This is a genomic window from Micromonospora sp. NPDC047465, from assembly GCF_040643125.1.
GTDB lineage: Bacteria > Actinomycetota > Actinomycetes > Mycobacteriales > Micromonosporaceae > Micromonospora.
In genome coordinates, this window is sequence record NZ_JBEYTP010000016.1 from 14,283 (window position 1) to 27,976 (window position 13,694).

General features: G+C 75.5%; 12 protein-coding genes. All 12 read left to right on the top strand.

The window, feature by feature from the left end; genetic code table 11:
* The first annotated feature begins 48 nt into the window (after nt 1-48).
* The 12 genes from ABZ793_RS16580 (at nt 49) to ABZ793_RS16635 (ending at nt 13,576) form a co-directional block, all read left to right on the top strand.
* Nucleotides 49-1,980, top strand: coding sequence for a hypothetical protein (locus ABZ793_RS16580; RefSeq protein WP_357457880.1), 1,932 nt, complete (start codon nt 49-51; stop codon nt 1,978-1,980).
* A 93-nt stretch (nt 1,981-2,073) separates the two neighbouring features.
* The gene (locus ABZ793_RS16585) at nt 2,074-2,625 is read left to right on the top strand and encodes an acyltransferase (protein WP_357457626.1); all 552 of its coding nucleotides are present in this window, start codon (nt 2,074-2,076) and stop codon (nt 2,623-2,625) included.
* Nucleotides 2,618-4,228, top strand: coding sequence for a lipopolysaccharide biosynthesis protein (locus ABZ793_RS16590; RefSeq protein ID WP_357457628.1), 1,611 nt, complete (start codon nt 2,618-2,620; stop codon nt 4,226-4,228). Before ABZ793_RS16585 ends, ABZ793_RS16590 begins: the two co-directional genes overlap by 8 nt.
* Before the next feature lie 117 nt (nt 4,229-4,345).
* A complete protein-coding gene (locus tag ABZ793_RS16595) occupies nt 4,346-5,584 on the top strand; it encodes an O-antigen ligase family protein (protein ID WP_357457882.1) in 1,239 nt (412 codons plus the stop codon).
* Complete coding sequence (locus ABZ793_RS16600) at nt 5,581-7,179, top strand: lipopolysaccharide biosynthesis protein (protein ID WP_357457630.1); 1,599 nt, start codon at nt 5,581-5,583, stop codon at nt 7,177-7,179. Before ABZ793_RS16595 ends, ABZ793_RS16600 begins: the two co-directional genes overlap by 4 nt.
* An 8-nt stretch (nt 7,180-7,187) precedes the next feature.
* Nucleotides 7,188-8,090 (top strand): sulfotransferase domain-containing protein, encoded by a 903-nt coding sequence (locus ABZ793_RS16605; protein ID WP_357457885.1) that lies wholly within the window; start codon nt 7,188-7,190, stop codon nt 8,088-8,090.
* On the top strand, nt 8,087-9,349 hold the full coding sequence (locus tag ABZ793_RS16610) for a hypothetical protein (protein WP_357457632.1): 1,263 nt from the start codon (nt 8,087-8,089) through the stop codon (nt 9,347-9,349). The genes ABZ793_RS16605 and ABZ793_RS16610 overlap by 4 nt, the downstream gene beginning before the upstream one ends.
* 227 nt (nt 9,350-9,576) lie before the next feature.
* Nucleotides 9,577-10,059, top strand: coding sequence for a UDP-N-acetylglucosamine--LPS N-acetylglucosamine transferase (locus ABZ793_RS16615; protein ID WP_357457634.1), 483 nt, complete (start codon nt 9,577-9,579; stop codon nt 10,057-10,059).
* Between the two features lie 74 nt (nt 10,060-10,133).
* Nucleotides 10,134-10,748 (top strand): glycosyltransferase, encoded by a 615-nt coding sequence (locus ABZ793_RS16620; RefSeq protein WP_357457887.1) that lies wholly within the window; start codon nt 10,134-10,136, stop codon nt 10,746-10,748.
* On the top strand, nt 10,745-11,665 hold the full coding sequence (locus ABZ793_RS16625) for a glycosyltransferase family 2 protein (RefSeq protein ID WP_357457636.1): 921 nt from the start codon (nt 10,745-10,747) through the stop codon (nt 11,663-11,665). The genes ABZ793_RS16620 and ABZ793_RS16625 overlap by 4 nt, the downstream gene beginning before the upstream one ends.
* 182 nt (nt 11,666-11,847) lie before the next feature.
* Nucleotides 11,848-13,026, top strand: a complete 1,179-nt coding sequence (gene aroC / locus ABZ793_RS16630; RefSeq protein ID WP_357457638.1) for a chorismate synthase — start codon at nt 11,848-11,850, stop codon at nt 13,024-13,026.
* Nucleotides 13,027-13,072: 46 nt separating this feature from the next.
* A complete protein-coding gene (locus ABZ793_RS16635; RefSeq protein WP_357457640.1) occupies nt 13,073-13,576 on the top strand; it encodes a shikimate kinase in 504 nt (167 codons plus the stop codon).
* The last annotated feature ends 118 nt before the right edge of the window (nt 13,577-13,694 follow it).

The window sequence follows — 13,694 nt, forward strand, 5'->3', positions numbered from 1 at the left end:
GAAATCCCGCGCTTCCGGCGATCCGCCGGATTCCGCACCCGGGCGGGGGTGGTCGCGCTGGTGACCGTCGCCGCCGTGCTGGCCGTTCCCACCGGGACCTCCGCCGCCGTGGTGCCGGCCCCCGAACCGGCGACCCTGGTCTCGGCGAACCCCGCCGACGTCACCCCCCACGCCAGGGACGGCGAGACCCGCGCCTTCGCGCAGGTCGGCTCCATGGTGTACGTCGGCGGCAGCTTCACCCAGATCCGGCAGACCGCCAGCGCGGCGTGGACGACGCAGCGCTACCTCTTCGCGTACGACCGGGCCACCGGGACGATCTCCACCGCCTTCCTGCCGGTGCTCGACGGCGCGGTCAACACGCTCGTCGCCGGGCCCGGCGGCACGCTGATCGTCGGCGGCGCGTTCAAGACCGTCAACGGCGTCTCGCGTAAGAACCTGGTGGCGCTCGACCCGGCCACCGGCGCGATCGTCGACAGCTGGGTCGGCCGCTCCGACGGTGGCACCGTCCGCGACCTGGCCCTGTACGGCAACCACCTCTACGTGGCCGGCGCGTTCAACTGGCTCAACGGCACGGCGCACGCCGGCCTGGGCCGGCTCAACGCCACCACCGGCGCGATCGACCCGACCTTCAACGTCAACGCCACCGTCGGGCGCCACGACACCACCTCGTACGTCTGGACCATCGACGTCGCCCCCGACGGCGCCACCCTGGCCGTCGGCGGCAACTTCATGTACGTCAACGACCTGCCGCGCAACCAGATGGCGCTGGTCGACCTGTCCGGCACGCCGACCCTGCTCGACTGGAGCACCGAGAAGTTCGTGCCGCCGTGCGCGTCGCCGGCGACCTTCGTGCACTACGTGCAGGACATCAAGTTCGGCGCCGACAGCAGCTGGTTCGTCGTCGGCACCAACGGCGGCGCGGGCTGGCCGGCCGCGTACTGCGACGCGCTGGTGCGGTTCGAGACCGCGGCCCGGGGCGCCGGCCAGCTCGGCACCTGGGTCGACTACACCGGCAACGACACCATCACCTCCGTCGAGGTCGCCGACAACGTCATCTACCTCGGCGGGCACTTCCGCTGGCTGAACAACCCGAACGCCAGCGACCGGGCCGGTGCCGGCGCGATCGACCGGCTCGGCATCGCCGCGGTCACCCCGGCCACCGGCATGCCGGTGAACTGGAACCCCCGCCGCAGCGGCAGCGCGTCGATGCCGGCCGGCACCAGCAACTGGGGCTCCTCGGTGCCGGTGCTCTGGCGCGGCAGCGACGGCCTCTACTTCGGCCACAACTCGGACGGCATGGGCAACGAGTACCACGGCCGGCTCGGCATGTTCCCGCTGGCCGGCGGGCGCACCATCACCCCGAAGAACCCGCCGACCGCGACCACCGGCAACCTCTACGTCGGCACCGGGCCCGGCGAGCTGGCGAAGGTCCCGTTCGACGGCACCGCGGTCGGCGCCCCGACCACCGTCAGCCAGCCGAACTACACGGCGGCCGGCGCGACCTGGCGGGTGGCCGACCGGATCTACTGGTCGCACGCGGTCGCCGGCACCCCCACCGGCAGCCGGATCGACATCTCGATGTTCAACGGCGGCGCGATCGGCGTGCCGTGGGAGGCGTCCGGCTACAACGACTGGTTCAACCCGGCGGCGATGACCGGCGCGTTCTATCTCGACGGTCGCCTCTACTACACCCGGACGGGCGCCAGCGGCCTCTACTACCGCTACTTCGAGATCGACGGCAACTACCTCGGCGCCACCGAGTTCACCCTGCCCACCACCGGCGTCACCTGGTCGACCGTGCGCGGCATGGCCTGGGTCGGCGGCAGGATCGTGTACGGCGGCACCGACGGGACGCTGCGCAGCGTGCCGTTCGACCCGACGGCCGCCACGGCGGTCGACGGTGCGGCGGCGACGGTGATCTCCCCGGCGATCGCCGGGGTGACGTGGTCGACCCCGTCGACGTTCTTCTCCGTGCAGTGAGGGTCGACCGTTCGTAACGGGACGTCGGTAGATTGTTCACGTTGGGCCGGTGACGGATCAGCCGTCGCCGGCCCCACGACGTGGGGAGGGTCGTTGGTCGGCGCGGGTGGCATCCGCCGAGGGCTCCCGGTGCGGGTCGTCTTCGCGGTCAAGCGCGGCTGGTACCGGCTGCGCTACCCCCGGTTGAGGCTGGGCCGGGGCGTGGAGATCCGCGGCCGGATCCGGCTGCGCCGGGGCGTACGGGTGAGCATCGGCGACCGCACCCGGGTGAACAAGCTGGTCCGCTTCGCCGGCCCCGGCGAGGTGACGGTCGGCGCCGACTGCCTGCTGAACGCGACCTGGATCGGCACCTGGACGTCGGTCACGATCGGCGACCGGTGCCTGCTCTCGGACTGCGAGCTGCTGGACAACGACTTCCACAACCTGCCGCCCGAGCAGCGGCACGACCCGCCCGTCCCGGCCACCCGCGCCCCGATCACGATCGAGGACAACGTGTGGATCGGGGCGCACGCCCTGGTGATGAAGGGCGTACGCATCGGCCGGGACAGCGTCGTGGGCGCCGCCACGGTGGTCCGTACGGACGTGCCACCGCGGGTCGTGGTCGCCGGAAATCCACAACAGACGGTGAAGAAGTTCCATGACTGATGTTCCTCCCGCTTCCTGGTCCGCCGACGTCCCCACCGGCGGCGGGGCGGGCCGCACCGTCACGCTGACCGACCTGCTCCGCGTCCCGCTGCACCGGATCCGGCTGGTGGCGGCCGTCGCCGCGGTCGGCCTGGCCGCCGCGCTCGGCTACGTGCTCCTCGTCCCCGCCGCGGTGACCGCCAGCGCGGTCGTGGCGGTCCGTCCCGTCGTCACGGACGCGTTCACGCCCAGCGGGGCCAACGCCGACCGGGCGGTGAACATGAACGTGGAGAGCGGCATCGCCACCGGCACCGAGGTGGTGCAGCGGCTCGCCGATGCGGGCGGGCTGGACCCGCGCGAGGTGCGCGACGCCCTGGAGGTGGAGGTGCCCACCGGCGGGCAGATCCTGCGCTTCGTCTACTCGGCCCCCACGGCCGAGCAGGCGGTGGAGAGTGTCAACCTGGCCGCCCGGACCTACCTGGACGTGCGCCGGGCGATGTACGAGAAGCAGCGGGCGGAGATGCTGCGCTCGTACGACGAGAGCATCAGCAAGGTGGCCGCCCAGCAGGCCGCCCTGCAGAAGCGGGTCAACAACGCCCGGGAGGGCGCCGTCGACGCGGCGGTGACCGAGCTGGCCGGCATCAACAACCAGCTCACCCAGCTCAACGCGGCGCGTACGGAGATCGCCGCCGTCGACGTCAGCCCCGGCTGGGTCACCCAGACCGCCGAGCGGGCCCTGGCCTCCTCCGCCGGGAACCGCCCGCTCTACGTGCTCGCCGGCCTGCTCGGCGGGACGCTGCTCGGCGTGGTGCTGGCGTACGCCTGGGAGTCCGTCGACCGGCGGATCCGGTCGGTGGACGACGGGCGCGACGCCACCGGCCTGCCGCTGCTCGGCACGGTGCGCAGCCGCGGGTGGCGCGGTCGCAAGGAGGCGGTCGATGCCGACATCCGGTACGTGGCGATGGCCATCGCCGAGCGGGTGCGCCAGCCCGCCCGGGTGTCGCTGCTGACCTCCCGCGAGGAGGACGCGACGGCCATCACCGCCGGGCTGGCGGTGGCCCTGGCGGCGGTCGGCCGGGAGGTCTTCGTCGCCGACGACAGCGGCCGCGCCGACCGGCTGCGCGACACGGTGCTCGCCGACCGGGAGCGGCTGCCCGCCGCGGCCGACCCGTCCCGTCCCGCCCTCCCCAAGCCCCGCCCGGCCGGCTCCGCGGACGCGGCCACCGGCGGGGACGTGCCGCCCGCGGCCCGCCGCCCGTCGCCGCACCCGCCCGGCGCGCGCCCGTCCACCGACCCGGACGCCACGCTCACCCTGCCCCGGGTCGCCTCCTCGGCGAGCGGCGGGAACAGCCGGGTGACGGGCGCCGACCCGGTGACCGTGGGCGCGGGCAGCGTCCGGTTCGGCACCTGGCGGCAGGGCGCCGACCACGGCCTCGTGCTGTTCAACGCCCCGCCGGCCGAGTCCGACGAGCGCGGCGTCGCCGTCGCCCGGCAGGGCACGGCGGTGGTGGTGGTCGAGCGCGACCGCACCCGGCAGAACGACCTGCGCCGGCTCGTGGAGCGGCTGCGCGCCGCCGGGGTCAACCCGCTCGGCTTCGTGCTGACCCGCAGCGGCCGGGGCTGAGCCGTGCCCGTCACCCGCGCGCCGGCCACGAGCGAGCCGGCCGGCGGCCCGGACGGCGCCGCCCCGCCGCCGCAGCCGCCGGCCCCGCCCCGGCTGCCGCTGTGGCCGCTGGCGGCGATGTTCGGCCTGGTGCCGCTCTGGTGGCTGACCGGCGCGTTCTATCTCGGCTGGCCGTTGCTCGGCGCGCTGCTGTTCGCGCTGCTGGTGATCCGGGGACGGGTGCCGCTGCCCCCGGCCGCCGGGATCTGGCTGCTGTTCCTGGCCGTCGTCCTGGTCAGCGCCACCCAGCTCCAGTCGCCGGCCTCGGTGCTGACCTTCGGCCTGCGGCTCGCCTTCTACGTCACCGCGCTCGTGGTCGGCGTCTACGTCTACGCGGTCGCCCGGGAACGCGCCGACCTGGTCGCGGTGCTCGTGCCGCTCTGCGCGTTCTGGTTCGCGCTGGTCGCGCTCGGCTGGCTGGGCGTGCTGGCGCCCCGGTTCGCGCTGACCACCCCGGTGGAGGTGCTGCTCCCCGGCGGCGTGGCCCGCACCCCGTTCATCCGGGACATGGTCCACCTGAGCACCGCCGAGTACAGCGAGCGGTCACTGAACCCGATCTACCGGCCGGCCGCGCCGTTCGCGTACACGAACAACTTCGGCAGCGCGTACGCGATGACCCTGCCCTGCGTGGTCGCCTTCACCATGCTGCGCCGGCGCGGCGCGCTGCGCTGGGCGCTGCTGGCGTCGCTGCCGCTGTCGCTGGTCCCGGCCTTCCTCACGCTCAACCGGGCGATGTTCCTCAGCATCGGCGCCGGCCTCGCGGTGCTCGGCGTCCGGGCCGCCCTGCGCGGCAACGTCCGGGTGGCCGCGTCGATCGTCGGCGTGGTGGTCATCGGCGGCGTCGCCACCCTGTTCATCCCGATCGCCGAGCTGATCGGCAACCGCGTCGAGTCCAGCGACACGAACACCGACCGGCTCTCGCTCTACGTCGAGGTGATCCGTCGGGTGAAGGAGTCGCCGTGGCTCGGCTACGGCGCGCCGGTCAACGTGGACACCGTCACGGCCCAGGCGCCCATCGGCACCCAGGGGCAGCTGTGGATGGTGCTGTTCAGCCACGGCGTCCCCGCGCTGCTGTGCTTCCTCGCCTGGTTCGTCGTCGCCGCGTTGATCTGTGCCCGCGCCACGTCGGCCGCCGGGCAGTGGCTGTCCGTGGTGCCGGTGATCTGCCTGGTACAGATCCCGTTCTACGGCATGGCCAACCAGAACCTCGCGGTCGCCTTCTTCGCCGTCGCCTTCGCGATGGTGCTCACCGAGCGGGAGGCGTCCGTCCGGCCGCACCACCCCCGCCCGGTCGGCCCGGGGGCGGTGCCGGCATGACCGCCGCCACCCGCCCGCCGGCCGGCGCCGTCGCCCCCGCCGGCCCGCCGGCCGACGACACGGAGACCCGGCGCAGCGCCCGCAGCGGGGCCGCCGGGCTGGTCGGCGCGGCCACCAGCGGCCTCTTCGGCTTCCTGCTCGCGGTCGTCATCACCCGCGGCTACGGCACGGTCGGCTCCGGCGCGTTCTTCGCCGCGATCGGCGTGGTCACCGTCGCCACCGCCGTCTGCACCCTCGGCACCGAGACCGGGCTGATGTGGGCGCTGCCCCGCCGCCGCTCCGGCACCGGCGGCGACGCCGCCCGGGTGCTGCCGGTGGCGCTGTTGCCGCCGCTGCTGGCCGCGGTCCTCGTCGCCGTGGCCGGGGTGCTCACCGCGGACGCGCTCGCCCCGCGCCTCCTCGACGGATCCGACGCCGACGGAACGGCCCTGCTGGCGGCCAGTTTCGCCGCGGTGCCGGTGGTGGTGGCGATGACGCTGCTGCTCGCCGCGCTGCGCTGCGTCCGCCCCATCCGGGCGTACGTCGGGGTGCAGTTCTTCCTACTGCCGGTGGCGCGGCCGGTGCTGGTCGGCGCGGCGGTGCTCGCCGGCGGCGGCCTGCTCGCCGGCATGACCGGCTGGCTGGTCCCGGCGGCGCTCGCCCTGTTGGCCTGCCTGACGCTCGTCGCGGGCCCACTCGGCATCGGCCGGGGCGCGCTGCTGCGGCCGCGGCGCGCCGACTGGTCGGCCTTCTGGCGGTTCGCCCTGCCCCGCGCCGCCTCCGCGGCGATCGACGCCGGCAACATGTGGGTGGGCGTGCTGCTCACCTCGGTGCTGGCCGGCCCGGCCGACGCCGGCGTGTTCGGCGCCGTCGGCCGCTACATCCTCGCCGGCCAACTGGCCATGCAGGGGCTGCGGGTGGCGGTGTCGCCGCAGCTGTCCCGGCTGCTCGGGCGGGGGGAGCGGGGTGCGGCGGCCGCCGTGCACCGGCAGTTGACCACCTGGGGGCTGGTGCTGTCCTGGCCGGTCTACCTGCTGCTCGCCGTCTTCGGCCTGGCGTTCCTCCAGCTCTTCGGACCGGAGTTCACCGCCGGCGCTCCCGCGATGACCGTGCTCGCGCTGGCCATGCTGGTCAACACCGGGGTCGGCAACGTGCAGAGCCTGCTGCTCATGGGCGGCCGCAGCGGCCTGCACCTGGCCGCCACGCTGGCCGGGCTGCTGGTCACCGTCTCCCTCGGCCTGTGGCTGATCCCGGCGCACGGCGCGACCGGCGCGGCCCTGGCCTGGGCGCTCGGCATCGCCACCGAGAACCTCACCGCGGCGTGCTGCGCCCGGGTCGTGGTCGGCCAGCCGCTGGTCGACGCGGCGATGCTGCGGGCCGGGGCGACCACCGTCGCCGGGGTCGGGTTCGCGGCGACGGTTGGGGTGCTGGCCGGCGGGCGGGGGATCGGCGGGCTGGCGGTGGCGGTGGGCGTGCTGGCCGCCGGCTGCGTCGGCTTGCTGACGTTGCCCCGGGTGCGACGCGGCATCCGGGTGACCATGGTGCAGATCCGTGGGCGGCAGGAGGCGGCCCCGGCCGTCGCCGGGCCCGCCCCGGAGGAGTCGAAGGGCAGGTGAGGTCCGTCGTGCCGTCCATCCGTGACCGGGTGAAGCAGCTCGTCCCGACCCAGGTGACGAACCGGGTGAAGGAGTCCCTCGTCGACTACGGGGTGCGCACCAGCGACCGGCGGCCGCTGCCGGACTTCCTCATCATCGGCACCAAGCGGGGCGGCACGACGTCGCTGTGGAACTACCTCATCCAGCACCCGCTGGTGCCCCGGCTCTTCCCGGCCTGGAACACGAAGTCCGCGCACTACTTCGAGGAGCACTGGCGGCGCGGCGAGGCCTGGTACCGGTCGCACTTCCCGACGCAGCGGCAGCGGGAGGCGCTGGAGAGGCGGCACGGCGGGCCGGTCCGGGTCGGCGAGGCGGCGCCGCTCTACATGTTCCACCCCCTCGCCGCCCAGCGGGTCGCCGCGCTGATGCCGTCGGTGCGGCTGATCGTGCTGCTGCGCGACCCGGTGGAGCGGGCGTACTCGCACTGGAAGGAGCGGCGGACGCACGGCATCGAGCCGCTCGACTTCGCCGCCGCGCTCGCCGCCGAGGAGGAGCGCACGGCGGGGGAGCGGGAGCGGCTGATCGCGGAGCCGGAATACTTCAGCGAGCCGTACGACTGGTACACCTACCGCGCCCGGGGCCGCTACCTGGAGCACCTGGAGCCGTGGCTGGAACGGTTCGACCGGGAGCAGATCCTCTTCCTGCCCAGCGAGGACCTCTACCGCGACGCCCGGTCCACCTACCGCCGCACGCTGGACTTCCTCGGCCTGCCCCCGCACGACCTGCCCGACTTCAAGGTCTACAACGACCGCCGCTCGGCGCCCCTGGAGCCGGTGGTGCGCGCCGAACTGACCGAGTACTACCGCCCGTACAACGACGCGTTGCGGCAGCGGCTGGGGCTGGACCTCGACTGGCCGGACCAGGCCGCGTGACGGCGCGGGTCGCCGCGCCGGCCGATCCCCGGTCCCGGACGGACGGGCTGGGCTGGGTCACCCGGGCGGTGTTCGGCGACGAGCGGCTCGCCCTGACCGTGGACGGCCCCCCGCCGCCCGGCCACCGCGCCGTCGCCCGGTACGCGGTCGTCCCGTCGGTCGCCCGGGCCCGGTTCCTGCTGCCGCTCGGCGCGCCCCGGGCCACGGCCGCCTCGCTGCTGGCGTACAACGCGTTGCGCCCGCCGAAGGTGCGGGCGGTGCGGGCCGCGCTCGGCGGCCTCGCCCGGGTCGGCGCGGTCGACCTGGCCCCGTTCCCGCGGCTCACCGTGTCGCTGCCCGACGGGCTCGCCGCCGACGAGGTGCTGCTGGCGGGGCGGCTGGCCGGCGCGCTCGGCGGCCCGTCGGTGTACGCGGCCTGCGGCGTCCGCCCGCCGGACCCGAACCACAAGCCCACCCTGCAACTGTTCGACCCGGCCGGCCGGCCCCTCGGCTACGCCAAGATCGGCTGGAACGGCGCCACCCGGGCGTTGGTGACCGCCGAGGCGGCGGCCCTGCGCGAGCTGCCGGCGGTGGCCGGGACGCCCGACCACCCGGCGGCGCCCCGGCTGCTGGCCGAGGTGACCGCGGCCGAGCAGGCCATCGCGCTGGTCGAGCCGCTGCCGCCCGAGGTGCGGGGGGTGCCGGCCGGCGATCCGCCGCGGCTGGCGGCGCTGCTCGCGGTGGCCCGCCGGGGCCGCCCGCCGGCGCCGCCGCGCCCGTTGGCCGGGTCGGCCTTCCTGGCCCGGCTCGCCGCCGACGCGCAGCGGGCCGCCGCCGGCACGCCCGACGGGGCCCGGGCGGTCGCCGCCGTGGCCGCGCTGGCCCGTCGGCACGGGGACACGGCCGTCGAGTTCGGGCACTGGCACGGCGACTGGGTGCCGTGGAACCTGGGCGTGCACGCCGGCCGCCTGGTCGCCTGGGACTGGGAGCACAGTGGGCCGGACGTGCCGGTGGGCTTCGACCTGGCGCACGACGCGTTCCAGCGTGCTCTGGTGCTGCGGGGCGAGCCGGCGGCGACGGCGGCGCGGGCCGTCGACGCGCACCTCGACCACCACGGCGGCGGGCTGGGGCTCGGGCCGGCGGCGCGCCGGCTGGTGGCCGACGGCTACCTGCTGGAGATGTGGCTGCGTACGTGGCGGCTCGCCGACGCCGGCGCGGGCTGGAACGCCGCGCTGCATCCCGCCCTGCTGGACGTCGTCGAGAAACGACATAGCGGCTGATCCGCCCGATCCGACGAGAGCCGGAACCGACCCTCCGATGCGGACGGTGACGGAGAAACTCCAGGTCGTGACGACGGTCGATGGCTGACTGGTCGGCGCGGCGCACCCGTTCCGCCGCCGGTGGAGATCGATCGTCGCCCGGTCGTCCTATTTCACCGGCGGAGGACCTGTGATCTGCTGGCGCGTGGCGCCGACCGAAACTCCAAGCGAACTTTGTGGGGAGTCGCGTGGAAACGACAATCGAGGACGCCGGCGATCCCGGAGTCCTGCTCCTGGTGGGCTCCAGCGGCGGCCACCTGGCCCAACTGCTCGCCCTGCGGCCGTGGTACGAACGCTGGCGCCGCTGCTGGGTCACCTTCGACACGCCCGAGGCGGTCTCGCTGCTCGCCGGCGAGGAGTTGGTCCCGGCGCACCACCCGACCACCCGCAACGTGCCGAATCTGCTGCGCAACGCCGTCCTCGCCTGGCGGGTGCTGCGGTCGCGCCGGGTCGCCGCCGTGGTGACCACCGGCGCCGGGGTCGCCGTGCCGTTCGTGGTGCTGGCCCGGCTGCGCCGCATCCCGACCGTCTACATCGAGGTGTACGACCGGATCGACACCCCGACCCTGACCGCCCGGCTCTGCCGCCCGTTCCTGTCCGCGATGCTCGTGCAGTGGGACGAGCAGCGCCGCCAGTACCCGGAGGCCACCGTCGTGGGGACCCTGCTGTGACCGCCGAGAGCACCGGAACCGCCCCCGCGTACCGGGTCGCCCCCGGCCGTCCCCGGCCGTCGCAGGCGGACCGGGTGCCCCGACCCCGCGACCACGACGACGTCGCCCGCGCCCGGCTGCTGGTCGCCGTCGGCACCGACAAGCACCCGTTCGGCCGGCTGGTCGGCTGGCTGGAGGAGTGGCATCCCGGCGTCGCCGAGGACGTCGGCCTGACCGTCCAGCACGGACACACCCGGGCGCCCGGCGTGCCCGGGGCGGTGCCGTTCCTCGGCCACGACGAGCTCCAGACCGCCATGGCCGAGGCCGACCTGGTGGTCTGCCACGGCGGGCCGGCCACCATCCTGGAGGCCCGCCGGCACGGTCACCTGCCGATCGTGGTGCCCCGGGACCCGACGCGGGGCGAGCACGTCGACGACCACCAGCAGCTCTTCGCCCGCCGCCTGGGCGCGGCCGGCATGGTGGCGCTGGCCGAGACCCGGGAGGCGCTGTTCGCGGCGCTCACCGCGGGGCTGGCGGACCCGTCCCGGTTCGCCGTCGCGGCCGACCCGGCCGCGTCCGAGGCGCGCCGCGCCGCGGTGGAGCAGGTGGGGCGGATCGTGGAGGAACTGGTGGCCGCGTCGACCGGACGACGGCAGCGGGCGAGGTGGCGGCCGTGGGCACGGCCGGACCGGAACGGAGAACGACGATGACCGGACACCCGAGCGTCAGCGTGGTGGTGCCGACCCGGGACCGGCCCGAGCTGCTCCGGGCCGCGGTGCGGGCCGTCCTCGACCAGGACCATCCCGGCCAGGTCGAGGTGGTGGTCGTGTACGACCGGTCCGAGCCGGACGGCTCGCTGGCCGAGCTGTCCCGCCCGGACCGCCTGGTGCGGGTGATCCGCAACGAGCGCACCCCCGGCCTGGCCGGCGCCCGCAACTCGGGCATCCTGGCGGCCACCGGGGAGCTGGTCGCGTTCTGCGACGACGACGACGAGTGGCTCCCCGGCAAGCTGCGGGCCCAGGTCGAGGCGCTCGCCGCCGCCCCCGACGCGGAGTTCGTCAGCTGCGGCATCCGGGTCAGCTACGACGGCCACACCGTCGACCGGACGCTGCCGAAGGACTCGGTCACCCTGGCCGACCTGCTGCGCGACCGGATGACCGAGCTGCACCCGTCCACCTTCCTGATCCGCGCCGCCGCGCTGCGGGACGGGTTCGGGCTGGTCGACGAGGAGATCCCGGGCAGCTACGCGGAGGACTACGAGTTCCTGCTCCGGGCCGCCCGTAGCGCGCCGCTGGTCAACCTGCGCACGCCGTACGTGCTGGTGCGGTGGCACAAGCGGTCCTACTTCGCGCAGCGCTGGGACACCATCTCCGAGGCGTTGCAGTGGCTGCTGGAGCGCTACCCGGAGTTCGGCACGCAGCCGGCCGGCGAGGCGCGGGTCGCCGGGCAGATCGCCTTCGCCCGGGCCGCCTCCGGCGACCGGCGGGGCGCGATGCGGTGGGCCCGGCACACCATCCGGCGCAACCCGCGCGAGCCGCGGGCATACCTCGCCCTCGCCGTGGCCGGGCGGGTGGTCCGCGCCGACGCGGTGCTGCGTACCCTGCACAGGCGCGGCCGGGGCATCTGAGCCGGCGGGCCGGCGACGCCGGATCCCGCGCCCGGGTCATCCAGGGGCCAGGGTCGGTGTTCCCGCCCGAGCGTCCTGTCCCGGCATCGGGCGCCGGCCGCCCTGCGGACGGCGGCGTCCGCAGGGCGGGACGCGGCGGGCACCGCACGGCGGCGGCCACCGGGCGTGACAGACTGACCGCTGTGTTGCGCTGGTTGACTGCAGGGGAATCGCACGGTCCCGCCCTCGTCGCGTTGCTGGAGGGCGTGCCCGCCGGCGTCGAGGTGACCACCGGGGACATCGCCGGTGAGCTGGCCCGGCGCCGGCTCGGCTACGGCCGGGGCGCCCGGATGTCGTTCGAGCAGGACGAGGTCGAGATCATCGGCGGGCTCCGGCACGGGGTGACCCTCGGCAGCCCGGTCGCGATCCGGGTCGGCAACTCCGAGTGGCCCAAGTGGCGCACCGTGATGGCCGCCGACCCGGTCGACCCCGCGGAGCTGGCCAGTCAGGCCCGCAACGCGCCGCTCACCCGCCCCCGGCCGGGCCACGCCGACCTGGCCGGCATGCAGAAGTACGGCCACACCGACGCCCGGCCGATCCTGGAGCGGGCCAGCGCCCGGGAGACCGCCGCCCGGGTCGCCGTCGGCACGGTCGCCAAGGCGCTGGTCCGGCAGGCGCTCGGCATCGAGATCGTCTCCCACGTGGTCGAGCTGGGCCCGGTCGCCGTCAAGCCCGGGCTGCGCCCGGCACCCGAGGACGCCGCCCACATCGACGCCGACCCGCTGCGCTGCCTCGACCCCGAGGCCAGCGCCCGGATGGTCGCCGAGGTCGACGCCGCGAAGAAGGCCGCCGACACCCTGGGCGGCGTCGTCGAGGTGCTGGCGTACGGGGTGCCGCCGGGTCTGGGCAGCCACGTGCAGTGGGACCGCAAGCTCGACGCCCGGCTCGCCACCGCGCTGATGTCCATCCAGGCGATCAAGGGCGTCGAGATCGGGGACGGCTGGCAGCAGGCGCGCTCCCGCGGCTCCGAGGCGCACGACGAGATCGTGCCCACCGCCACCGGCGTACGCAGGGTCACCGACCGGGCCGGCGGGCTGGAGGGCGGCATCACCACCGGCGAGCCGCTGCGGGTGAAGGCCGCGATGAAGCCGATCTCGTCGCTGAACCGGGCCCTGGCGACGGTGGACGTCACCACCGGCGAGCCGGCCACCGCCATCAACCAGCGCTCGGACGTCTGCGCGGTGCCCGCCGCCGCGGTCGTCGCCGAGGCGATGGTGGCGCTGGTGCTGGCCGAGGCGGCCACCGAGAAGTTCGGCGGCGACTCCGTCGCCGAGATCCGCCGCAACCTGGCCGGCTACCTCGACGCGTTGGTGATCCGGTGAGCGCGGGCGGGTCGGTCGGGCGCGAGGGCGCCGGGCGGTGCCGCTGATGGCGCCGGTCTGCGTGCTGGTCGGGGCGCCGGGCTCCGGCAAGACCACCGTCGGGCAGGCGCTCGCGGGGCTGCTCGGGGTCGAGTTCCGCGACACGGACGTGGACATCGCGCGGCTCGCCGGCAAGCCGATCCCGGAGATCTTCATCGACGAGGGGGAGGCCCACTTCCGTGCCCTCGAACGGGCGGCGGTGGCGGCGGCGCTGGCCTCCTGCGAGGGGGTGCTGGCCCTCGGCGGCGGCGCGGTCCTCGCCGAGGAGAACCGCGCCGCTCTGGTCGGGCACCCCGTGGTGCACCTGTCCGTGGAGCTGCCCGACGCCGTCAAGCGGGTCGGGCTGGGGGCGGGCCGGCCGCTGCTGGCGATCAACCCGAGGGCGACGCTGAAGCACCTGCTGGACCAGCGCCGCCCGCTCTACGCCGAGGTGGCCACCGCGACCGTGGTCACCGACGGGCGGGCCCCGGAGGAGATCGCCGCCGAGGTCGCGGCGCTGCTGAAGCACTGAGCGACCGGCCGGCCGCGGCGCACGTCACGAGTGCGCCGCGACCGGATCCGGCGGGCGGGGACCGCCGCCGCGCGGGGTGCGCCGTCCGCCCGGGCCGGGTGCCACCGTCACGGTGTGG

Coding starts and splice junctions, on each gene's coding strand:
- ABZ793_RS16590 (WP_357457628.1), top strand. CDS start 2,618: ATGACTGATGTTCCTCCCGCTTCCTGGTCCGCCGACGTCCCCACCGGC.
- ABZ793_RS16595 (WP_357457882.1), top strand. CDS start 4,346: ATGTTCGGCCTGGTGCCGCTCTGGTGGCTGACCGGCGCGTTCTATCTC.
- ABZ793_RS16600 (WP_357457630.1), top strand. CDS start 5,581: ATGACCGCCGCCACCCGCCCGCCGGCCGGCGCCGTCGCCCCCGCCGGC.
- ABZ793_RS16625 (WP_357457636.1), top strand. CDS start 10,745: ATGACCGGACACCCGAGCGTCAGCGTGGTGGTGCCGACCCGGGACCGG.
- ABZ793_RS16635 (WP_357457640.1), top strand. CDS start 13,073: ATGGCGCCGGTCTGCGTGCTGGTCGGGGCGCCGGGCTCCGGCAAGACC.